This is a genomic window from Methanoculleus sp. SDB, assembly GCA_001412355.1.
Lineage (GTDB): Archaea > Halobacteriota > Methanomicrobia > Methanomicrobiales > Methanomicrobiaceae > LKUD01.
Genome location: LKUD01000029.1, coordinates 1 through 22,210, shown reverse-complemented (window position 1 = coordinate 22,210; position 22,210 = coordinate 1). Strand labels below are relative to the sequence as shown.

Sequence of the window (22,210 nt, the reverse complement as noted above, 5' to 3'; positions counted from 1 at the left end):
GCGTCGGCAGCATTCCGATCGTCGTAGTATGCCGCACGTGCGCTCCTGGTTGGTTCGGGTTCGTCCGGGTATGCCATCCCTATGTAGACCCGTACCGCCTCTTCGAAATCCCCCCGGAGGATATGTTTGCCGACGAGATGGGTGACGGGACGAATGACGCCGAACCGCTGGATCCCGAAATAGTTCGGTACGCCCTCTGCAGCCGTCGCAACACCAGCCCGGACCCGGTTTTCGAGTTCCTCGGTATCGCAGGCCCGTATAGCGAGGCGAAACCGGTTCCCCGAAAGACTCCCGAGTGAAAGCGGTTTCTGGGTTCGTCCCACGATCTCGAGTGAAATATCTTTCAGTGACATCGCTTCGATCTCCTCCGGCGGCAGATCGGGGATGGAGATGTACTGGATGGTGACCGCCCGCTTGTCCTTCGTGCCCGCCCACGAAATTCGCTTGTGGCTTATCCGGAGCCTTTTTGCTATCTCCCGCACGGCACGCTGTGTTTCCCAGTTGCGTTTCCACAGCCTGCAGAGGAGAAAGGGCCCCTCCTCCGAAAACGGCAGCGGGATCTCCTCGACGATGAAGTCTTCGGGCACCTGTTTTAGGATCCCCCTGATGCCGGGCGTGTCTCCCGCGTACCAGTTCATGCCGAGCATGCGTTCGAGGGGGTGGGGACTCTGCATCATAAGAGGGGAAGATCACCGGTTAGCCGGTCCATTTCTTCGCTTTTTGCCGGGCCGAGGCCGAGTGCGGTGATCGTTCCGGGCGGAATTTCCGTGAGCCCCGCATCCGTGATAAGCGCAGCGGAGATGCCCGCACGTTCGGCGATAGTCTTGAGTTCATACAGGGTGCGTTCGCTGTTCGCCTTCAGCACCACTTTTTTCTGCCCCTCGGAAAGCCAGTTCCTGCGGCTCTCTTTATCGCACCGGTCAAAGGCGGAAACGGCGGCGTGTGCAAGCTGGGCACATTTCTTCCCGCAACTCATTTTGATATCATTGCGGATGATGAGGCACTGCTTCCAGGCGAATGTGGGTTCCGCTCTCATTGCTGTACTACTGCAGTCGCCGGCTTCAAATAGATACGCCCGTCAGAGAATGCCGCAGACCTATTTATGCGGCTGCATCCACATATTCCGGTAATGTATGATGTCGTGGTCGTGGGCGCGGGGCCGTGCGGGAGTGCCGCGGCGGGATACTGTGCCGCGGCAGGCCTGAAGACCCTCTGCATCGAGGAGCATGCGACCGTCGGACACCCCGTCCAGTGTGCGGGGCTTCTCTCTCTGCAGGCGTTTGCCGGGTGCGGAGTTTCGCGGAGGTCCGTCATGCATGAGGTCAGCGGCGCCACGGTGATCACGGGATCGGGGTGCCGTATCGCGTTTGACGCGGGAGAGACGAAAGCGGTGGTGGTGGATCGTACCGCTCTCGACGCGGAAATGGCACGCCGGGCAGCGGACGCCGGAGCGGACCTGAAGCTGAAAACCTATGCATACGGGATGAAGGACCGTGAACTGCAGGTATGCGGGGTGGACGGTCACGAGAGAATCCCCTTCCGGATGGTGATCGCCGCCGACGGCCCGCGGAGCCCCGTTGCGCGGATGCTCGGGATGCAGCGCCCCCCCGTCCTTCTCGCGGGGATTCAGGCAGAGATTCCTCACATTATGGATGATTCGCGCGTCGAACTGTATCCCGACGCCTCCCCGGATTTTTTCGGGTGGGTGATCCCGTCGGGACCGGGCCGTGCGCGTGTGGGCCTCTGCGGGCTGGAAAACGTCAGGGAACGTTTTGATGCTTTCATAAAGGCATTCGATCCCCGCCGCATACACCTCGTTACCGGTGCCATCCCTCTTGGTGCCATGCCCCGGACATACGGACCGCGCGTGCTCTTTGTCGGCGATGCGGCGGGATTCGCAAAACCGACATCCGGAGGCGGCATCTATACCGGCGTCCGATCGGCCCGCCATGCAGCGGATGTGGCGGTGGAGTGCTGTAACGGGAACTCGTTCGGGGAGTCCGCGCTCAGGGACTATGAGCGGAGGTGGAAAGCGGATTTCGGACAGGAAATTGCCCTCGGGTACCGTCTGTGGCAGGCGCGGCAGAGAATCGGGCCCGCACAGATGCAGAAACTCTGCCGGGCACTGAATGATCCGTCTGTGACCCGGCTGATCGTGTCACAGGGAGATATGGACCGTCCGAGCATCCTCGTCCGCCGCCTGCTGCTCAAACCCGCGGTTATCCGGGCATGCGGCTCACTCGTTACGACAGAACTTGGAAAATTTCTCACTGTTAACAAAGATGCGGATTTTCTCAACAAATAGTAATACATTTATTTAGATGCGTGTTACTACTCCATAGGTGAACTGATGCATATACCTGATGCCTTTGTCCCTCTCGGGCAGAGTATTGTGTACTGGATTATTGCGCTCGTATTCGTAGCGCTTGCCCTGAAATGGGCGAGGAGTGAACTTGATGACGAAAAAGTGCCTCTTGTTGCGGTGCTTGCGGCGGGGATATTTGCCATTCAGGCATTCAACCTCCCGGTCGGGATGGGGACGAGCGGCCATCTGGTCGGCGGAGCACTCGCGGCCATCGTGCTGGGATCCCCCTTTGCGGCGGTGTTCATCCTGACACTGGTGCTCCTGATTCAGGGCATCATATTCGGTGACGGCGGCCTGACGACAATGGGTGTGAATATCATCAACATGGGCGTTATCGGAGGTTTCGTAGGCTATTATTTGTATGGTGCACTGAAAGGAATTTCCGGGAACACGTATGCTGCAGCCGGTTTTGCCGCGTGGTTAGCCTGCGTTATTCCCGCTCTGGCCGCGGCGCTCGAGATGGCGATAGCAGGTACGTTTCCGCTTGTCCCCGGGCTAATGGCAATGGGCCTGTACCATGCCGCGATCGGAATAATCGAGGGTGTGATTACGGCGGGAGCCATTTACCTGATAGCGAACGCACGCCCCGATATTATGGAAAAAAGGGCGGAGGTGGCTGCCTGATGGAAATGAAACAGTTTCTTGTCGCCGGTATCGCACTTGCGCTGCTTATCGGTATTGCTGCGGTATTCCTCGCATCGGGTGATCCGGACGGCCTTGAGAGCACGGCTCTCTATGTGCAGAACGAGAAGTCGATTACCGGCCCCTCGCCGGAGGATGGCGATGCCGAAGCCATCGGAGAGGGCACCTTCGAGTACGAGGCGCCGATGCCCGACTACGGCCTTGGTGACGCATTCGGGAAACCCGGTGAGGTCGTCGCCGTTCTTGTCGGCACACTGGTCGCCCTTCTGCTGGTATTCGGTGTAGGCAAGGCGGTTGCCACGACAAAACACTAATTTGATATCTTTTTTTGACACCAGTCCAGGTACACATGCATCTCATCGAAGCACGGGATCTCTGCTATTCTTACCGGAATGATATCGCGGCGCTTCGTGATGTCAATTTTATTGCCGGGCGTAAATCGAGGATTGCCGTCATCGGAGCGAACGGTGCGGGTAAAAGCACCCTTTTTAAGCACTTCAACGGCATTCTGAAACCGACCGCCGGCGAGGTGCTCATCCGGGGGGAACCTATAACACGGAAGAATATCCGGGAAGTCAGGAAATTCGTCGGTATCGTTTTCCAGAATCCCGACGACCAGATATTCTCGCCGACTGTGGAGCAGGATGTCGCGTTCGGGCCCACAAACCTCGGACTTGACGAGGATACTGTCGCCCATCGCGTCGATGAGGCGCTCCGCCTTGTCGGGCTCGAGGATCTCAGGGAACGGGTGCCGCACCACCTCAGCGGAGGGGAGAAGAAGCGTGTGGCAATCGCCGGTGTCATTGCCATGGAGCCGCAGGTCATGGTTATGGACGAACCGACGGCCGGGCTTGATCCACAGGGCGTTTCCGATCTGATCTCGTTTGTCAATACCCTCCCCGAAAAGTACGGCATCACCGTTCTTCTCTCCACGCACCATCTCGACATCGTTCCCGAGATGGCGGACTTCATCTATGTCATGGACGGGGGTTCGATTGTCGGGAAGGGGACGGTGAACGAGATCTTCATGCAGGACGACCTCCTCCGGCGCTCACGGCTGGAAGTTCCTGCGCTTCCGCGGCTTATCCGGTCGCTCCGGGCTCACGGGATTGACATTCCTCTCGGGTTCACCTATGATGAGGCGGAACGGGCGTTTCTCGCTGCCTTTCAGGAGAAGCCATGATCGAGGAGCTCTTTGACATCGAGCGCATCGCCTACCGCGACAGCCCGGTCCACAGACTTGATGCACGCGTGAAGGTGATCATAACGGTAGCGGCGATTCTGGCAATCGTTGCCTTCCCGTACTCGGCCGGGGTGTACGTCGTCGGCGGCATATTCTTCCTGTACTGTGCGGGACTCTGGGCCGCTGCAGGGGTGCCGCCCAGGATTTACTTCATGCGCCTTCTCCTGATCCTGCCGTTCGGCATTTTTATCATTCTGTTTCAGATCTTTTTCGAAAATCCCTACTATGCGGTGTTTCACCCGATTGTCGAACTGCCCCTCGGAGTGCGGATTTTTGCGGAATCTGTCGAGTTCGCAGCGATTCTGGGGGTGAAATTTCTTGTCTGCGTCTCGTTTGTCATTCTGCTTTCGTCGACGACGAAGATGCAGGACCTGCTGGAGGGTGCCGGAAGGCTGGGAATGCCCGCGGAATTCACCCTCGTGCTCGGCATGATGATCCGCTATCTTTTCGTCTTTGCGGGCATGTACCGCCGCATAAAAAATGCGCTCGATACGCGGTGTTTCGATGCATTTGATTCCTCTCTCCCCTACCGGTACCGGCTTCGAGAGCTCAGCTACACGATCGGCACCGTCTTTATCCGGTCGTTCGAGCAGGGAGAGCGAACCTACACGAGCATGCTCTGCCGGGGGTATGGCAGGGGTTCGCACCTGTTCATCACGAAAAAGCCGCTGAGAATGGGGGAGTGGCTCCTGCTCGGGGGAACGATTGCATATTTTACGGGAACAGCCATCGGCGGCTTTGTACTGCTGTAGACGACAGTATCCGACATGTTTTTCATATCGGGTATTCATTCTTCACTCATGGAAAGCCAGTTCGGTCGCGGTTATATTACGAATCTCGTTCTTGTTGCCAAGCATTTCGGCCTCCCGCCCGACGAGGCATGGGGCGGGGTTGCGGACCATCTCACGGAGATGAGGCTTCCCGACCGGTTCCGGGGAACGCCGGTCGAGGACCTCACCACGGCGTTCAGGAAGCGTGTTCTCTGGCATCAGCCGGGGACGATGGATCGCGAGGATGCTGAGGAGGTGATCCGGCTCCTCTACCGCCTTGTCGTTGCAATCGACCGGGAACTCGGGATTGAGGATCCCCGGATAGGCATTTATGACTGATGCGGCAAACGCGGTAATAATGCACATTTTAAGAGGATAGAGAACGTATATTATAGTGTGATTTTCAACGGGTACTTTTCTTTATTTTTAGCACCGTACTCCCCCGTGTATCCCGCGATTCTACCGGGTGGGGGCTGCACTGCGGATGCCATGGGGGGCGTCTCCTGTGAGTAATACGTATGATGCGTCCCACATAACCGTGCTTGAGGGCCTTTCACCGGTGCGCGAACGGCCTGCCATGTATATCGGCAGCACGGATACCCGTGGCCTCCATCACCTTGTCTACGAAGTGGTCGACAACGCCATCGACGAAGCGCTTGCAGGATTCTGCGACCGGATACGCATCACCATCAATGCGGACGGATCCTGTACCGTCGAGGACGACGGACGCGGCATTCCCGTCGACATCATGCCGCAGTACGGGAAAAGCGCCCTCGAAGTCGTTCTCACGGTGCTGCATGCCGGCGGTAAATTCGACAAGAATACCTACCAGGTCTCGGGTGGCCTGCACGGAGTCGGCGTCTCGGTCGTGAATGCTCTCGCGAGCTGGCTCACAGCCGAAGTGTACCGCGACGGGAAGGTCTATTCGATGGGCTTCGAACGGGGTGCGGTCGTCTCGCCGCTTTCTTCAAAGAAAGAAACGAATGCGGAGCATGATGCGCGGATCCGGGAATGGTACGGGAAGCGGCAGGGAATTCCGGAAGAGCAGATGACCGGGACACGGGTCACCTTCATGCCCGATCCCGCAATATTCGATATGGTCGATTTTGACTTCGACATTCTTGATCACCGGATGCGGGAACTGGCGTTCCTGAATTCCGGTGTTACCATCATCATTTCCGATGAACGTACCGGGGACTCCTCGACCTACTGCTACGAGGGGGGCATCCGGGAGTACGTCTCGTATCTGACGACCGGCAAGGAGGTGCTGCACCCCGATGTGATCTATCTGAAAAGCGAGGACACCGAGAATAAGGTCGAAGTCGAAGTCGGCCTCCAGTATACCCGCAGCTTTTCGGAGACGATGCTCACGTTCGTCAACAGCGTCAATACGCGCGAAGGAGGAACCCATCTGGAAGGGTTCAGGAGCGCCCTCACCCGCACCATCAATACCTCCGCCCGGAAGAACAATCTTTTCAAGGGCTCGGCGGAGGGACTCCGGGGAGATGATGTCAGGGAAGGCCTCAACGCGGTCATCAGCATCAAGATCGCGAACCCGCAGTTCGAAGGCCAGACAAAGATGCGGCTCGGAAACAGCAATGTCCGCGGTATCGTCGATTCTCTCGTATACCAGTCCCTTCTCGAATATTTTGAGGAAAACCCCCGTGTCATCGCGACGATTGTCGAAAAGGCTCTCATGGCGGCACGTGCCCGCGAAGCGGCGCGAAAGGCGAGGGAGCTTGCACGCAGGAAAAGCACTCTCGAAAGCTCGGGTCTCCCCGGGAAACTTGCCGATTGTTCGGAGCGCGATCCCGCGAAGAGCGAACTCTATATCGTGGAAGGAGATTCTGCAGGTGGTTCCGCAAAACAGGGGCGTTCGCGTCTTTTTCAGGCGATTCTGCCGCTTCGCGGGAAGATCCTGAACGTCGAGAAGGCCAATCCCCATAAAATTCTGAAAAACAACGAAATACAGGCCCTGATATCGGCGATCGGATCGGGCGTGGGGGAGGACTTCGATGGCGAGCGTGCACGGTATCACCGCATTGTCCTGATGACGGATGCCGATGTGGACGGGGCGCATATCCGCACCCTGCTGCTTACCTTCTTCTTCCGGTATATGCCCGACCTGATCGAGCGCGGCTATGTCTACATCGCACAGCCTCCCCTCTACCGGATTTCAAAGGGAAAGGCGGAGCGCTATGCATACGACGAAGATGAAATGAAGTCGATAATGGCGGAATTCGGTGAAAAAGGCGTTCATATTCAACGATATAAGGGTCTCGGCGAGATGAATGCCTCCCAGCTCTGGGAGACGACGATGAGCCCTGAGTCCCGCGTGTTCAAGCAGGTGAATATCGAGGATGCCAGCTATGCGAACGAGATCTTCGAGAAACTGATGGGAGAGGATGTTCAGGCACGGAAGGATTTCATCCGGCGTCATGCAAAGGAGGTGACGAACCTTGACATCTGAGGAGTCCCGGGTCATTCCGATCAATATCGAGGAGGAGATGAAATCCTCCTATATCAATTATGCAATGTCGGTAATCATCGGGCGTGCCATTCCGGACGTGCGTGACGGATTAAAACCCGTTCATCGCCGCACCCTCTTCGCCATGGGCGAGATGGGGAACACGAGCGACAAGCCGTTTAAAAAGAGCGCCCGTGTTGTCGGAGACGTCATGGGTAAATATCACCCGCACGGCGATGCATCCATCTACGATACCCTTGTCAAGATGGCACAGCCCTTCTCGTACCGTTACATGCTTGTCACCGGGCAGGGGAACTTCGGTTCGATTGACGGAGATGCCCCCGCAGCGATGCGTTATACGGAAGCCCGGCTCGATCCCATCGCCGAACTGCTCCTGGAGGATATCGATAAGGATACCGTTCCATTCGGGCCGAATTTCGATGAATCCCTCGAGGAACCGCTTGTACTTCCCGCGAAAGTGCCGAATCTCCTCATCAACGGTTCCAGCGGCATTGCAGTCGGGATGGCCACGAATATGCCGCCGCACAATCTCAGGGAGATTGCGGGAGCCGTCTGCGCCACTATCGATAACCCGGACGTCACGTCGCTCGACCTGATGGAGTTTGTTCCGGGCCCTGATTTCCCGACCGGCGGCATCATCCTCGGCACGGACGGGATTCGGAGTGCCTACACAACGGGGCAGGGGCGCATTCGCATCCGCGGTGTCGCCGAGATCGAGGAAGGCGCGAAGAAGACCGCCATCATCATCTCCGAGCTGCCCTTCCAGGTGAACAAAGCGCGCCTCATCGAACTGATGGCGAACCTTGTCAGGGAGAAGAAGATTGAGGGGATCTCCGATATCCGCGACGAATCCGACAAGGAGGGCATCCGGGTGGTCATCGAGTTGAAGAAGGGCGTGATGCCCCTCGTCATCCTGAACCAGCTTTACAAGCACACTCCGCTTGAAACCACATTCGGTGTCATCAATCTCTCGATCGTCGACCAGCAGCCCCGTGTACTCGGGCTGCGGGAGATGATCGCGAAATTCCTCGATCACCGGATCGTTGTCGTCAGGAGGCGGACGGAGTTCGATCTCCGGAAGGCGGAGAGCCGGATTCACATCCTGCTGGGGCTGCTCCTCGCCCTCTCCCGGATTGATGAAGTCATTGCCGCGATCCGCGCATCCTCCACGACGGACGAGGCGCAGGACAAGCTGATAACAACCTTCGGCCTCGATACGGTGCAGGCCGATGCCATTCTCAAGATGCAGCTCCGCCGCCTCGCGGCCCTTGAGCACCGGAAAATTCTTGATGAGCGGGACGCTCTGGAGAAGGAGATCGCACGGCTAAAAGAGATTCTTTCCGGGGAGGACCGGATTAAAAATGAAATCAGGAAGGAAATTGTCGCCATCGGCGAACGGTTCGGCGATGCCCGCAGGACCCGTATCGCCACCGAATTCGATGCGATCGACAGAGAAGATCTCATTGAGGACAAACCCGTTCTCGTCTCCCTGACCGCGCATAATTACATCAAGCGCATGCCGCTGGAGACGTACCGCGGTCAGCACCGCGGCGGGCGCGGCATTATCGGCATGGCCACCAAGGAAGAGGATTACGTGGAGAATGTCTTTACGGCAAATACCCACGACTACCTTCTCTGCTTTACATCCCAGGGGCGTGTGTACTGGCTGAAGGTCTATGATATACCCGAAGCGGTACGGACAGGAAAGGGGAAGGCTATCGTCAATCTTCTTAACCTGCAGGATGAACGGGTAACGACGATTATTCCTGTCAGGGAATTTTCCGAAGATCACTATTTCCTGTTCGCAACGAGATATGGTACGGTGGCCAAGATTACGCAGGCGGAATTCTCGCGTCCCCGGCAGACCGGGATCAATGCGATCACGCTGCGGGAAGGTGACGAACTGGTGGACGTGAAGAGCACGGACGGCACGAGCGAACTGATCCTGACGACCCGGCACGGGCAGAGCCTCCGGTTCAGGGAAGATGAAGTCCGTACACTTCACAGGAACGCAATGGGAGTCCGGGGGATCAAACTGCGGTTTGAGGACGTACTTCAGTGCGTCACCGTGGTGGAGCATGATCACCTCCTGACCATCACGGAGAGAGGGTTTGGGAAGCGAACCGAATTCGATGAATTCCGTGGTCACGGGCGGGGTACGATGGGGGTGCGGAACATCCAGACCGACCAGAGCGGAGGAGTTGTCGCATCACGCGCCGTATCAAACGATGATGATATCATCCTCATGAGCACGTCCGGCATCGTCATGCGCACACCGGTATCCGAAATCTCGATCCAGAAGCGAAATACACGCGGCGTTAGGATCATGAAGATGGATGCGGGCGACCGTGTGGTGGATTTCGCCGTGCTTCAGAAAGATCTGGAAGACTGAAAATCCCCGCCTGCATCTCCCGGCGGGGATACACCCTTTTATATTTTCTCTTCCCTATAGCCTGTTCATGGACAATCAAAAGATAATAATCGCGCTCCTCGCCGTGCTTGTCATTCTCCTCGCCGCCGTTGTGGCGGTGATCCTTATGCCCCCGGCCGCCGGGACGAACGGTCTCAACGGCCTTTCCGGAACCGTTACGCCGACACCGACTCCCGGGGTTGAAGCCGGCTCCGGAAATCAGCAGGATGCACCGTCGGCACAGGCGATGACGACCACCGAGCTGGTGAACTCAATCGCCACCATGGAAGTCACTGCCGATGTGGCTGACTGGGATGCAACGCCCGGCAACAACGGCTATGTCATTCACTACCGATTCTTCGATGCAGCCGGGCGGCTGGTGACATTTGCCGGGGCAAACCGTCCCGTAACGGTCTACGCCTATACGCCGGAGACCGACATCAACAAAAACACCATCAGCAATCCCCGCGTGATCTTCAAGGGGTACACCAGAATTACCGCATCAGCGGACGGGGACCCTGCATATCCGCTCTCCGGCATCTACATGCCTTTCCGGGACATCACATATTCCGCACTGGACCGTGGCGTCGGGAAGATTACCCTTGAAATGACGCTCCCCAACGGCAATACGATCAGCGGATCCGCCATATACCGCTTCCCCAAATAATTTTTTTCGCGCATTTTTACCTGTGGTTTCTTCATGCAGGAGAGCGGATGGCCTGTAGGTACTGCACACAGGGGGGATGTGGCATGTTTCAGACGACGGTGACGATCGATACGCATGGTGAGGGGGATATCATCAACCTGACCCCGGCGGTTGAGGATTTTGTGCGAAAAAGTAATGTGGATTCCGGGATCGTTACGATTTTTGTCGTGGGATCGACGGCGGCAGTCACGACGATAGAGTACGAACCGGGGGTCCTTTCCGATCTCAGGCGGTCCCTGGCGGTGCTTGCACCGGATGATGCCGCCTATGCCCATGACCGTGCGTGGGGAGACGGTAACGGCCGGTCACACGTGAAGGCGGCGCTTGTCGGCCCGTCACTCTCCGTGCCCGTTGCAGGCGGAGTGCCTGCGTGCGGGACATGGCAGCAGATCGTCCTTCTTGAGCTTGACGTCCGGGAGACCCGCCGCCGCTCCGTGGTAATCACGATACAGGCGGCACATGCATTCTGAGTGATCCACGAGTGCAGTCCCGCGTCAGGCGAGCGGATAAAAAACAGTATTTTTAATCGAGTGGAACAGTTTCAAGCTGCGATACCAGTTCCCATATCCGGGTGCGTGCGTGGACCGGCATATTCGGATCATTGCTGATTTCATCGATTTTCGAGATGGCTGTGGCGGCACGCAGCCCGATACCTGTCGATGTATTCATGAGAATGCCGCGGGTTTCGTCTGCAACCCGACGGATATTGCGGGGAATAGTACTATCTTCTATAATTTGCTGGAGCATCTGGATGCATCCGTTTATTGTCTGTTCTGGATTAGCCATGAGATCAACCCTCTTATTATTATTTAGATGGAGGCTGTATATGATAGTTAAGAAAGAACGGAGATTTCCGGATGAAAAAAGATGATGAGATAATGGCGGAATATCTTTTAAAAGGGGGAAAGATGCTCTCCACGACGTGCCCCGTGTGCGGTTCGCCCCTCTTCGAAGTCAAAGGGGAGACGGTCTGCGTTGTCTGCCGCGAGCACGGTCGGGAAAGCGGGACTCAGACGGCAGCACAGGACGCTGCGGCTGTCTCCCCCGCACCCGGGGTGCACAGCCATACAGGGACACGAATAGCCAGCGGAGAACGTCTCGACGGGATTCTGGAGGAGACACTGGTGGCACTCTGCGAGCGTATAAGGGATGAGAAGCGCCCGGAAGACTGCCTGACACTGATGGAATGCATCCGGATGGGCATCGAGGCGCGCACATACCTCTAGTCTTTTTTCTCCGTGTACCGCCTGCCCGCAAGGTCTGCGATCGTCCGTGCGGTCTTCACACCCACGCCCGGCACCGTAGCAAGATCGCCTTCGTCCGCAGTGACGACGTTTTTGAGGCTGCCGAAATGTGCAAGAAGTTTTTGTGCCTGTTTCGGGCCGATTCCCGGGAATGCCGTGAGAATATACTCCATCTGATCGTCATATGAGCGGTATGCCTTTCGGGGATGGGCCTGTCGTTCACCCGGTTCGGATCCCTCCCTCTTCGCGAGGACATATATCACCTCGGCGGTTTCCTCCGGCGACCGGGTATAAAAGATACTGACTCCCATATCGACGGCAATGGCGGCAAGCGCTCCCCGTATCGCATTGGGAAGAATATTACGTTCGCTGAAGACGTCGTCACCCTCGACGATGAGCACCGGACGGGAAACGGCGTGTGCCATGGTGCGGATCTGGCCGAGAAGATCGCGCTCTACGAGTGTATCGACGAAGTCGCGGGTCGTCTTTCGCTCAACGAGGATCCTCTCCCCGATCGCGTAATCGCCGGATTCCATTCTTCGGATGTCGAGATTCGCACCGAGGGCGTGGAGGCGTTCGACGACTCTCGATGCTGTCTCCCGATCATCGGCGATGATGCGGGGGCCTGCCGCCGGGACGAACGATCCGATGGATGTCTGGAGGGGCGCATGGTCAGGTGCGTGCTGCCTGCTCAGGGTCCGGATGCCGGATTGCATCTCGCGCTCGCGGTTCTGGCTTACATACCGGAATACTTCGTCCGATGTTCCGCGGGTAACGAGGACGATAATTCTTCCGCTTCCGTGGCGGCCCGTACGGCCTTTTCTCTGGATGCTCCTGATCTCGGAGGGGACCGCCTCGTAGAAGATTACGAGATCGGTCGAGGGCACGTCGAGTCCCTCTTCGCCGACGGATGTCGCCACGAGCACCGGGAATTCACCCTGCCGAAAATCGCTGAGTGTCTGGAGCTGTTTCTTCTGGGAAAGCCCCTTTTCGGAGTCCCGGGCAGACTGTCCGACGAACCGGCGGGACGGTATGCCCCGTTCGTTCAGGTGATCGACAAGCAGGCTGACAGTGTCGCGGTAACTGGCAAAAACGATGACTCTGCTCTCCGGAAATTCTGAAAGCTGGATGGATACAAGGTTTGCGACGATCCCGGGTTTCGGGAGAAGTTCGGTGTCCCACGATCCGGTTGTGTCACGGAGACCGATGAATGCGGGATCCGACGCGAGACGCCTGCTTGCCTTCGAACCCGCGGGATCATGCCCCTCACGGGTGAGCTTTTCCATGTACTGCCGGATCGCAACGCTTCCCTGTGTCTCTGCGAGCGCGATGGCATGGCGGAGTTTCATGCATTCGGCATACACGGATGCCGCCTGAAAAGCGGTCGGGTCCCGCTTTGTAATTCTCCGCTGGATGGAGGCGTTGAGTGCGTTAAGCGCCTTCATCGAGACCTGGTTTTTCCGCGGCACGGTGAATCCCTGGCCTGAAAGCCAGTCGAGGCGGGACCCGATGAGATCGTTGAGGGTGTTCACTGCATGGGAAAGGGGAGCGGGAAGATCCACCTGAATATACTGCACCTCGCGCTCGTGGATGTACGGGCGGACATCCGCGTCCTCCTCCGTCCGCGTCTCGACAATGGAAATGCCGAGGTGCTCGCAGACCTCCTGCACCCGGTCGGTATTGCTTCCGGGTGACGCGGTCATCGCAAGAATGAGGGGGTCTGCCGCCCGCTCCCGGTATTCACGCGCGATGAAGACGTACGCGTAATTGCCGACCGCCCTATGGCACTCGTCGACGATCAGCAGGCTGACGTCCCCGAGGTTGTAGCGGCCGGCGAGGACGTCATTTTTGATTACCTGCGGTGTCGCCGTGATGATGCGTGCGGCGTTCCATGCCGCGGTGCGTGCCTCCACCGGCGTTTCCCCGGTGAACATCGCACACCCTGCCCCTTCCCCGGCTTCCCCGTCGGTCACGAGGAGCGTCCGGGACAGGAAACGGTAATGCTGTTCTACGAGCGGTTTCGTCGGTGCAAGCATGAGCACCCGCCCCGCCGTGGTATGGAGCCGCGATGCAGCTGTAATGGCTGCAACTGCCGTTTTTCCGAGCCCTGTCGGCAAAACGACCATGGTATTGCCGTCCAGTGCATGCACTGCAACGGCGAGCTGATAGGCACGCTCTTCGAGGCTGCCGGATCGGATGCGGGGATGGCTGATGTATTTCATTTCTTCAGCATATCAAAGTGCAGCGTCCCGTTGATGAGTAAACGAAGCGTTTCCGGTACGTCGCTGAGACTGATGCGCACCTGGTTCATGGAATCGCGGTCCCGGATCGTGATCGTGGAGTCCGCGAGTGTATCATAGTCGACGGTTATCGCAAAAGGCGTCCCGATCTCATCCTGCCTGCGGTACCGTCTCCCGATTGCACCGGTATCGTCATATTGCGCGAGGATTCCCCGTTCAACGAGCGATCGGGTGACGGACAAAGCAATCTCATCAAGGCCGTCCCGGTTCATCAGGGGAAATACGGCGGCTTGAACCGGAGCGATCCGGGGAGGAAGGCGGAGTACTTTCCTGATCTCTCCTTCCACCATCTCTTCATCGTACCGGTGTTCGAGAATGGCGTACATCATGCGGTCGATGCCGTAGGAGGGTTCGATCACATGCGGGCGAACGTCTACGCCCCGTATCTCGACGTCCTCTTCCACTTCGCGGTAGAGATCACTGCTGATAAATACACGTTCGCCGTCAAGGAAAATCTCTACGCCGTCTTCTCCCGGCTCCGCAGTCGCGAGTGCTTCGGCAATCTGTTTTGCCTTTCCGCGGTACCGTGGTCCGAGAACTCCCATGTCGGGGATGATCCGCCGTTTTCTTTCGAACCTGACGGTATCGTAGGGGATGAACACCGTAAAAGAATCGCCGCTGTGGGCTGCATGTGCCCGGAGGTCGTAATCGGTCCTGTCGGCGATACCGACCGTCTCCACCCAGCCGAACCGCTCCGAAAAGATCTCGGCATCCCAGCAGTCCTCGGCATAATGGGCCCGTTCGTCGGGCAGGTGCTGCCGGAAGCGGAGTTTCTCTTCCAGCACCCCGGCACGCACGAGCAGTTCATGTGTCAGCGCAAGATAATACGCGACATATTCGTTTGCCACAAGACCGCGGGATACGGCGTTCTTCATCGAAATACGAAGTGGAGGGGCAGCCGTCTGCTGCTGGACAATCCCGAGGAGCGGCATTTCGTAGTCGGCATAGAGAGCGAAGTTCGGATGCTCCTTCTGTTCGGGATGCACGAAGATCTCCGCCTCCGCCTGCGTGAATTCCCTCAGGCGAATCATACCCTGCCGCGGTGAAATCTCGTTCCTGTACGATTTTCCAATCTGCACCGCGCCAAACGGGAGTTTGTTCCGATAGAACCGGACCAGACGGTTGAAGTCGGTAAATATCCCCTGCGCCGTTTCCGGTCGTAAATATCCCGTACGCTGTGATCCCGGCCCGATCTGGGTTTCGAACATGAGGTTGAAGTCAAATACTTCCACGTCGCCCAGTTCCCCCTCGCACGCGGGGCAGGGGAGGAGGCGCAAAAACGCCGAGAGTTCGGGTGCGGAAAGGACTGCCGCGTCCTTTTTCCCATGTGCTTCGGCGATGTGGTCGGCCCGGAGATATTCCCGGCAGTGAGGGCACTGGCACATCTTGTCTGCAAAGCCCTTTACGTGACCGGAGGCGATATAAATCGCTTCCGCGCCGACTGTCGGGCATTCGATCTCATAGTATCCTTCACGGATGACGTAGAAGTCCCGCCAGAGATCCTCCACTTTCCGCTTCATCATCGCGCCGAGCGGTCCGTAGTCGACAAATCCGGCAACCGCACCGTAGCACTCTGATGTCGGCCATACAAAACCCCGTCGTTTTGCAAGTTCCATTACCGATTCGTATATATCGCCCATCAGGATCACATTGCTTCTTCATACATCGACGGCAGATTATAAAATCTTTTTAAAGCTCTCCTTTTACGCCATAAAAGAAACCATTAAGTAGAATTGTGTATACAGTAAAGCAGAATTTCAATGTGGTCCTGCCATGCGTGATGATAATAAGAAAAAGCAGCTCCTTGAGCTCTTCACAACGATTACCAGCAAGACACGAATTGTCGAGCCGATGAAAAAGATCCATGGAACTCTTCGCGATAAAGATGCAATCGAGCGGGAAATCGCTCTTATAATGCGTGAAATTCTTGAACAGGGACATTTTAAAACAAAATTAAGCCCGCGTGATCTGGCCAAGCTGGTGTGTTCATATTATGACGGACATAACGATACCGAGATTGCCAGGGTGCTGGGCGATGAAAAACTGAGCAAAACGGTTGCACGTGCCCGGGTTCGCCTCAAACTTTTTCGAGATCTTGATTTCAAGATGCCTTTTGAACGAAAGGAGATGGAAGAGCGCCTCAATTCCGGCAAGACCATGAAAGAGGTCAGCGACGAGCTCGGAATCAGTCCGTCGACTCTCCGGGAATACCGGCACGTGATCGATCAGGAACGCGACATAACCCTCGATCCGTTTCTCGAACGCATCAGGGATGTGATGGAAGACCGGGATCTGACCGAACAGATGACACGGGGCCTGAATAACGACGGATTAAGCGAAGCCATCGATATTTCGGAAGCGGAAATTATCGACGCCTCCTGATGCCTGATGGCGCCGGGATGCAACTTTTTTTATTGAAATCTCCCGTATCAATCAGACATGAGACTGAGATGGCTGGGACATGCCTGTTTTGTTCTCGAGGGGTCGAAGCGTGTCGTGGTGGATCCGTACGTGCCGTCCGGAACGGGTGATCTCGCACCCGACATTGTTGCGGTCACGCACGGGCATGCGGATCATATGGGCGATACTGTCGCACTTCGTGCAAAAACCGTCGCCGGAAACGAGATTGCGAAATATCTTGCCTCCCGGGGCATCGATTCGGTGGCATTAAACCTGGGCGGCAGCATCGATCTCGAGGGTGTCCGGTTTACCATGACACCCGCTCTTCACTCCGGCTGGCTTGAGGAGGCGGGGCACGGATTCTACGGCGGATGCGCCGCAGGTTTCGTCATACGCATGGACGGCATATCCGTCTATCACGCGGGCGATACCGCGGTTTTCTCCGACATGACGCTCATTCGTGACCTGTACCGCCCCGACGTGGCACTCCTGCCCATCGGCGGACGCTTTACGATGGGGCCTGAGGAAGCGATGATGGCGGCGAACTTCATCGGCGCTCCGCTTGTCATTCCCATGCATTACAATACCTGGCCGGCGATTGCACAGGATCCTACGGCGTTCCGGCAGGCCCTCGAACGCACGACGGATATCCGGGTACGTGTGCTCGAGCCGGGGGAGAGCATCGATCTCGACGAATTAAAAAAGAAATAAGCGGCCGTTTATTCGGTCCAGGGGAGAAGCCCCTTCTTTTTCCGGTACTGATTGATGGCCTCGCGAATCGCACCCTCGGCGAGCACCGAACAGTGCAGCTTTTTTTCCGGAAGGCCCCCAAGCGCATCCGATACCTGCCTGTTTGTCAGTTTCCACGCTTCTTCAAGGGTTTTTCCCTTGATCATTTCCGTTGCCATACTGCTTGACGCGATGGCCGCAGCACATCCGAGCGTCTGGAACTTCACGTCCACTATCCGGTTATCCCTGATGGTGAGATAGATCTTCGTCGTGTCCCCGCATTCGGGGCTCCCGACTTCAACGACCGCGTCCGCATCCGGGATCTCACCCACGTTTCTCGGGTGCTGGAAATGGTCCATTACGATATCGTTGTACATCCGGCAATCCTCAGAAATAATTTAGGTTTTCACCGGTGATAAGGCACGCAGGCGCCGGACCGCCCCAGGGAGCACCGCGAGCACGGAATCGATATCCCCGTCGGTGGTCAGATCCCCGAGCGACAACCGGATCGAGGATCGTGCAAGCGCGGGATCAACGCCGCAGGCCATCAGCACGTGGGACGGCAGGTCTGATCCCGAACTGCAGGCACTCCCGGTCGAGCAGCATATCCCCCCGGCATCGAGGAGCATGAGCAGCGCTTCCCCGTCGATACCCGGAAAAGAGACATTGATGTTGCTCGGAAGCCTCTGAACGGGGTGGCCGTTTACCTGTGCGTCGGGGATGCCCGCGAGGATTCCCGCGAGCAGCCGGTCGCGCATATCGGCTATTTTCCGGCTGTGCCCCGTGATATCGGAGGTCGCCCGTTCGATTGCCGCGCCCAGTCCGACGATAGCCGGCAGGTTTTCCGTTCCGGCGCGTCGCGCCGATTCCTGTGCCCCTCCATGGATGAACGTGTCGATGTTCACTCCCTCACCGATGTAGAGGGCGCCGATGCCTTTCGGGCCGGAGAATTTGTGGGCCGAGAGAGAGAGAAGGTCGATGTGCATCTTCTCCACATCGATCGGGACGTAGCCTATCGCCTGCACCGCATCGGTATGGAAGTATACACCCGCTTCTGCTGCGATCCTGCCTATCTCTTCCACCGGCTGGAAGGTTCCCACCTCGTTGTTCGCGGTCATGACCGAGATAAGTACTGTTTCGTCCGTGATCGCGGCGCGGACGGTGTCGGGATCGACCGTTCCGTACCGGTCGACCGGAAGATAGGTGACCGTAAATCCCTGTGTTTCCAGGTACTGGCAGGTATGGAGCACGGCGTGGTGCTCGATCGCGCTGGTGATGATATGCCTGCCCCGCTGTCGGTTTGCGAAAGCAACGCCCTTGATGGCCCAGTTGTCCGACTCGGTCCCCCCTGCGGTAAAAAATACCTCTGAAGGAGATGCGCCGAGCGCCCGGGCGACACGCCCGCGTGCCTCCTGCAGCGCCTTCCGGGAGGTGCCGGCAAGCCGGTAGAGCGACGAGGGATTGCCGAACCGTTCGGTAAAATACGGGAGCATCGCCGCGACCACGTCCGGGTGGGTCGGTGTGGTCGCCGAATGGTCCATATAGATCAGGCGGGACTGCCGCGTCGGATCGGTTTCGTTCATACGTACCAGAGGGATTCGCTCTCCGGACCTATTACACATTTCTTCTTTGCAACCGGAGGGAGCGAAAAAAAGAGAGGATACCGGTGTGCCGGGATTTCAGAAATCCGTCATGACACGGAACTGGTCGATCTCTTCGCTGTTCAGTTCCTCGAGGAATCCTTCCGCAGCATTCGCGATGTTCTTGCTCGCGGTGATGGCACGGCCGACGACGATGATATCGGCACCAGCTTTCAGTGCTTCCTTCACGACCGGCTGGCGGATGCCGCCTGCGGTCGCGATCAGTATCTTCCCTTTCGCGGCCTTCCGGATTGCGGGGATGTCTCCCCAGTTGTAGTCTGTTCCTTCCGCATCGATGGGACGGTGCATCTCGACGACGTCGGGGGAGGCTCCGCGCTTTGCGAGTTCAGCAATAACCTTTGCGGGTGCGGCAACGTTCAGCATGTCGATGACAGAGTAAATACCGGTCTTCTTCGCCTCGAGAATGGCTTTCTCGAGCGTGCTGATGGGCGCAAGGCCCGAGACGACGACCGCGTCGGCGGATGCGTTTGCCGCCATCCGGGCCTCGAGATTTCCGGTGTCAAGGGTCTTTAAGTCGGCGATGATGAACGCATCGGGCCGGATGTTTCTGATCTCCCCGATAATGGCGAGCCCGAACTGTTTGATGAGGGGCGTTCCCGCCTCGATGATCAGGTGGTCGTTTTTCGGCAGCTCTTCAAGCACCTGCCTGACCTTCCCCATCTCCACGAGGTCGAGGGCGACCTGCAGATAGGGGGGATCCCACAGGCGCTGGACCTTGAATCCCATGACCGCATGGGGTGCCCTGTCCTTCTCGTAGAGCAGGGTGTCAGTTCCCGGAAACTTCTCAAAGGCGCGTTTTATTGCGAGTTTCATCGCCCCGTAATTATAGCGGTAGATACGGTTGAAATCACGTGCTTCGGGATTGAGATAGATGCTCGCGAGGATGACGATCTCTTCGATGCCGGTATCTCCGAAAATTCCCTCCTCAAGGGAATCGGCCACCGCCTTGGCAACCGCGGCCTGTACGGGGCCGAACATCTCGGTTACCTGCGCTTCCTTTTTCAGGGTGACTTTTGGTATGATGAGCGTTGCGGGTTTTGCGAGCAGGTTCGGGCGCACAACGGCAAGCAGGGGTGTGTGCCCTGCAGATAAATGTGATGCCGAATTTGCAAAAGCCGTTCCGACAGGCCCGGTTTTATCCCCTATCAGCAGGTCGATGTGGGCAAGTTCCGCCCCCTCTCCAACGAGTGCTTCTCCGATAAGATACATAAACGTCTCCTTGTTGAACTATTCATTGGTGCAGTTGTTTAATTAAAGGTGTGGAAAAATGAGTGGGGTCGGTGAGATTTGAACTCACGATCGACGGGTCTCTCCGACATGCGAATGAGCACATCTGCATCAGTGCTCCAACGGATCATCATCCTTGAATCAGGAGACCCATTGTTCATCATACGCAAAGACCGCTGGAGCCCGTCGCCATGCCGGACTAGGCCACGACCCCCCGGATTGCAGTAGATACAAGGCGGTAACGGAATTTAAGAATTGTGTTATGAAGTAAAAGAAGTAACAATAAGATATCCTGAACCAGATGTACTACGAATGGTTGCGGGAAGTTATGCAAGCGGGATCTCTTCGACACCGCTGAAGGGCCTGACTATCGGCGAAATGCTGAAGCAGATCTGTGATTCCTATCCGGACACTGAAGCGATTGTCTCCGTGGAACAGAATATCCGGTACACGTACCGGGAGTTTCTCGTAAAAGTGGAAGAGGTTTCCCGCGGTCTCATGGCGCTCGGCGTCGAAAAGGGAAACCGGGTCGGTATCTGGGCAATGAACTACGCGGAATGGGTGATTGTCCAGTTTGCAACCGCGAAGATCGGGGCGATCATGGTGAACCTGAACCCCGCCTACCGGACATACGAACTCGAATATGTCCTCAAGCAGGCCGAAATTCACACGATTCTTCTGCAGGGACGTTTCAAGACATCCGACTATGTCGGGATGTTTTACGAGGCGTGCCCTGAGGCGATCGAAAGCCGTCCCGGCAGAATCAACAGCGATAAATTCCCTTTTCTCAGAAACGTGGTTTTCATCGGGGACATTCCCTATAACGGGATGTTTATGTGGAATGAAATGATTGAAAAGGGCCAGAATATCAGCCGGGACGAACTCACGGAGCGCGAAGAGTCGCTGACATTCGACGATCCCATCAACATCCAGTATACGAGCGGAACGACGGGATTTCCGAAAGGTGTCGTGCTGACCCATCATAATGTCCTGAATAACGGGTTTTTCATCGGCGAGGGGATGAAATTCACAGAAAAGGATCGCCTCTGCATCCCCGTGCCATTCTATCACTGCTTCGGCATGGTGCTCTCGAACCTCGCCTGCGTCACCCACGGCTCCACCATGGTGCTTCCCTCCCCCACGTTCGACGCCGAAGCCGTGCTGCGAACGGTGCAGGAGGAGCGCTGCACTGCGCTCCATGGCGTTCCCACGATGTTCATCGCAGAACTCCGGCACCCGAATTTTTCGAAGTATAAATACGATACGCTCCGGACCGGCATCATGGCAGGCTCGCCGTGCCCCGTCGAGGTGATGAAGGAAGTCAACACCCGTATGAACATGTCGGAGATCGTGATCGTGTACGGGCAGACCGAGACGTCGCCCGGCGTCACGATGACCACCACCACCGACCCCATCGAGCGGCGTGTCTCCACGGTGGGAAGGACGTTTCCGCATGTGGAGCTCAAGATCGTGGATCCCCAGACCCAGAAGATCGTCCCCCGGGGGATGCCGGGCGAGATCTGCGCACGGGGCTATGTGGTGATGAAGTGCTACTACAACAACCCGAGCGCCACGCACTCAACCATCGATGCGAACGGGTGGAACCATACGGGCGATCTGGGCGAGATGGATCAGGAAGGCTATGTCCGCATTGTCGGGCGCCTGAAAGACATGGTGATCCGCGGCGGCGAAAATATCTACCCCCGGGAAATCGAGGAATTCCTGCACCTGCACCCGAAGATCCAGGATGCGTATGTTTTCGGTGTGCCCGATGTGAAGTACGGCGAGGAGCTGATGGCGTGGGTGAAGCCCGAGGACGGCTTGGAGCTGACCGATCAGGAGATCCGCGACTGGTGCACCGGGAAGATTGCGAGGTATAAGATCCCCCGCTACTTCAAGTTCGTCGACGAGTTCCCGATGACCGTCTCCGGCAAGATCCAGAAGTTCAAGATGCGGGAAGCGGCAATCGAAGAGCTCAACCTCGAGGAAGCATCAAAAATCGAGACCGCCTGAACCCAATTTTTT

21 protein-coding genes, 1 tRNA gene and 1 pseudogene are annotated in these 22,210 nt (G+C 57.1%); 14 read left to right on the top strand and 9 right to left on the bottom strand.

Going from position 1 to position 22,210, the window contains the following annotated elements:
• Positions 1 to 677, bottom strand: a pseudogene (locus APR53_02550).
• The gene (locus tag APR53_02545) at positions 674 to 1,036 is read right to left on the bottom strand and encodes a peptidyl-tRNA hydrolase (protein KQC05119.1); all 363 of its coding nucleotides are present in this window, start codon (positions 1,034 to 1,036) and stop codon (positions 674 to 676) included. The pseudogene APR53_02550 and the gene APR53_02545 overlap by 4 nt, the downstream one beginning before the upstream one ends.
• Before the next feature lie 93 nt (positions 1,037 to 1,129).
• On the opposite strand from APR53_02545, the gene APR53_02540 reads away from it, so the two are divergent.
• The 10 genes from APR53_02540 (at position 1,130) to APR53_02495 (ending at position 11,094) form a co-directional block, all read left to right on the top strand.
• Positions 1,130 to 2,305 carry a geranylgeranyl reductase gene (locus tag APR53_02540; protein KQC05118.1) on the top strand — a complete coding sequence of 392 codons (1,176 nt, stop codon included), beginning with the start codon at positions 1,130 to 1,132 and terminating at the stop codon, positions 2,303 to 2,305.
• Positions 2,306 to 2,350: 45 nt separating this feature from the next.
• A complete protein-coding gene (locus tag APR53_02535) occupies positions 2,351 to 2,989 on the top strand; it encodes a cobalamin biosynthesis protein CbiM (protein KQC05117.1) in 639 nt (212 codons plus the stop codon).
• Positions 2,986 to 3,321, top strand: a complete 336-nt coding sequence (locus APR53_02530; protein ID KQC05121.1) for a cobalamin biosynthesis protein CbiN — start codon at positions 2,986 to 2,988, stop codon at positions 3,319 to 3,321. Before APR53_02535 ends, APR53_02530 begins: the two co-directional genes overlap by 4 nt.
• Before the next feature lie 35 nt (positions 3,322 to 3,356).
• Positions 3,357 to 4,190: an ATP-binding protein gene (locus tag APR53_02525; protein ID KQC05116.1), complete on the top strand. Its 834-nt coding sequence runs from the start codon at positions 3,357 to 3,359 to the stop codon at positions 4,188 to 4,190.
• A complete protein-coding gene (locus tag APR53_02520; protein ID KQC05115.1) occupies positions 4,187 to 5,002 on the top strand; it encodes a cobalt transporter in 816 nt (271 codons plus the stop codon). The genes APR53_02525 and APR53_02520 overlap by 4 nt, the downstream gene beginning before the upstream one ends.
• A 48-nt stretch (positions 5,003 to 5,050) precedes the next feature.
• Complete coding sequence (locus APR53_02515; GenBank protein ID KQC05120.1) at positions 5,051 to 5,359, top strand: hypothetical protein; 309 nt, start codon at positions 5,051 to 5,053, stop codon at positions 5,357 to 5,359.
• A gap of 166 nt (positions 5,360 to 5,525) precedes the next feature.
• Positions 5,526 to 7,490 (top strand): DNA gyrase subunit B, encoded by a 1,965-nt coding sequence (locus APR53_02510; protein KQC05114.1) that lies wholly within the window; start codon positions 5,526 to 5,528, stop codon positions 7,488 to 7,490.
• On the top strand, positions 7,480 to 9,900 hold the full coding sequence (locus APR53_02505; GenBank protein ID KQC05113.1) for a DNA gyrase subunit A: 2,421 nt from the start codon (positions 7,480 to 7,482) through the stop codon (positions 9,898 to 9,900). Before APR53_02510 ends, APR53_02505 begins: the two co-directional genes overlap by 11 nt.
• Positions 9,845 to 10,585 carry a hypothetical protein gene (locus tag APR53_02500; protein KQC05112.1) on the top strand — a complete coding sequence of 247 codons (741 nt, stop codon included), beginning with the start codon at positions 9,845 to 9,847 and terminating at the stop codon, positions 10,583 to 10,585. Before APR53_02505 ends, APR53_02500 begins: the two co-directional genes overlap by 56 nt.
• An 83-nt stretch (positions 10,586 to 10,668) precedes the next feature.
• Complete coding sequence (locus tag APR53_02495; protein ID KQC05111.1) at positions 10,669 to 11,094, top strand: secondary thiamine-phosphate synthase enzyme; 426 nt, start codon at positions 10,669 to 10,671, stop codon at positions 11,092 to 11,094.
• Positions 11,095 to 11,146: 52 nt separating this feature from the next.
• On the opposite strand, the gene APR53_02490 is transcribed toward APR53_02495, so the two are convergent.
• A complete protein-coding gene (locus APR53_02490) occupies positions 11,147 to 11,410 on the bottom strand; it encodes a hypothetical protein (GenBank protein KQC05110.1) in 264 nt (87 codons plus the stop codon).
• A gap of 71 nt (positions 11,411 to 11,481) precedes the next feature.
• On the opposite strand from APR53_02490, the gene APR53_02485 reads away from it, so the two are divergent.
• A complete protein-coding gene (locus tag APR53_02485; protein KQC05109.1) occupies positions 11,482 to 11,850 on the top strand; it encodes a hypothetical protein in 369 nt (122 codons plus the stop codon).
• Here APR53_02485 and APR53_02480 read toward each other — a convergent pair.
• Together APR53_02480 and APR53_02475 are read right to left on the bottom strand one after the other, a co-directional pair.
• Complete coding sequence (locus tag APR53_02480; GenBank protein KQC05108.1) at positions 11,847 to 14,090, bottom strand: Hef nuclease; 2,244 nt, start codon at positions 14,088 to 14,090, stop codon at positions 11,847 to 11,849. The two genes, APR53_02485 and APR53_02480, sit on opposite strands and share 4 nt — an antisense overlap.
• Positions 14,087 to 15,808 carry a glycine--tRNA ligase gene (locus APR53_02475; protein KQC05107.1) on the bottom strand — a complete coding sequence of 574 codons (1,722 nt, stop codon included), beginning with the start codon at positions 15,806 to 15,808 and terminating at the stop codon, positions 14,087 to 14,089. Before APR53_02475 ends, APR53_02480 begins: the two co-directional genes overlap by 4 nt.
• A 133-nt stretch (positions 15,809 to 15,941) precedes the next feature.
• Here APR53_02475 and APR53_02470 point away from each other — a divergent pair, with 133 nt between their 5' ends.
• A complete protein-coding gene (locus tag APR53_02470) occupies positions 15,942 to 16,550 on the top strand; it encodes a response regulator receiver protein (GenBank protein ID KQC05106.1) in 609 nt (202 codons plus the stop codon).
• 57 nt (positions 16,551 to 16,607) lie between these two features.
• Positions 16,608 to 17,279, top strand: a complete 672-nt coding sequence (locus tag APR53_02465) for a metal-dependent hydrolase (protein ID KQC05105.1) — start codon at positions 16,608 to 16,610, stop codon at positions 17,277 to 17,279.
• Positions 17,280 to 17,287: 8 nt separating this feature from the next.
• Here the strand turns inward: APR53_02465 and APR53_02460 are convergent, their stop codons facing one another.
• From APR53_02460 to APR53_02445, 4 genes are all read right to left on the bottom strand, one after another.
• Positions 17,288 to 17,674, bottom strand: a complete 387-nt coding sequence (locus APR53_02460; GenBank protein ID KQC05104.1) for a Fe-S cluster assembly scaffold protein NifU — start codon at positions 17,672 to 17,674, stop codon at positions 17,288 to 17,290.
• Between the two features lie 21 nt (positions 17,675 to 17,695).
• Positions 17,696 to 18,880, bottom strand: a complete 1,185-nt coding sequence (locus tag APR53_02455) for a cysteine desulfurase NifS (protein KQC05103.1) — start codon at positions 18,878 to 18,880, stop codon at positions 17,696 to 17,698.
• Between the two features lie 96 nt (positions 18,881 to 18,976).
• Positions 18,977 to 20,167, bottom strand: coding sequence for a bifunctional formaldehyde-activating protein/3-hexulose-6-phosphate synthase (locus tag APR53_02450; protein KQC05102.1), 1,191 nt, complete (start codon positions 20,165 to 20,167; stop codon positions 18,977 to 18,979).
• Between the two features lie 63 nt (positions 20,168 to 20,230).
• Positions 20,231 to 20,399, bottom strand: a tRNA-Trp gene (locus tag APR53_02445).
• Between the two features lie 98 nt (positions 20,400 to 20,497).
• Between APR53_02445 and APR53_02440 the strand changes: the two genes are divergently transcribed.
• Positions 20,498 to 22,198 (top strand): AMP-binding protein, encoded by a 1,701-nt coding sequence (locus APR53_02440; GenBank protein ID KQC05101.1) that lies wholly within the window; start codon positions 20,498 to 20,500, stop codon positions 22,196 to 22,198.
• Positions 22,199 to 22,210 lie beyond the last annotated feature (12 nt).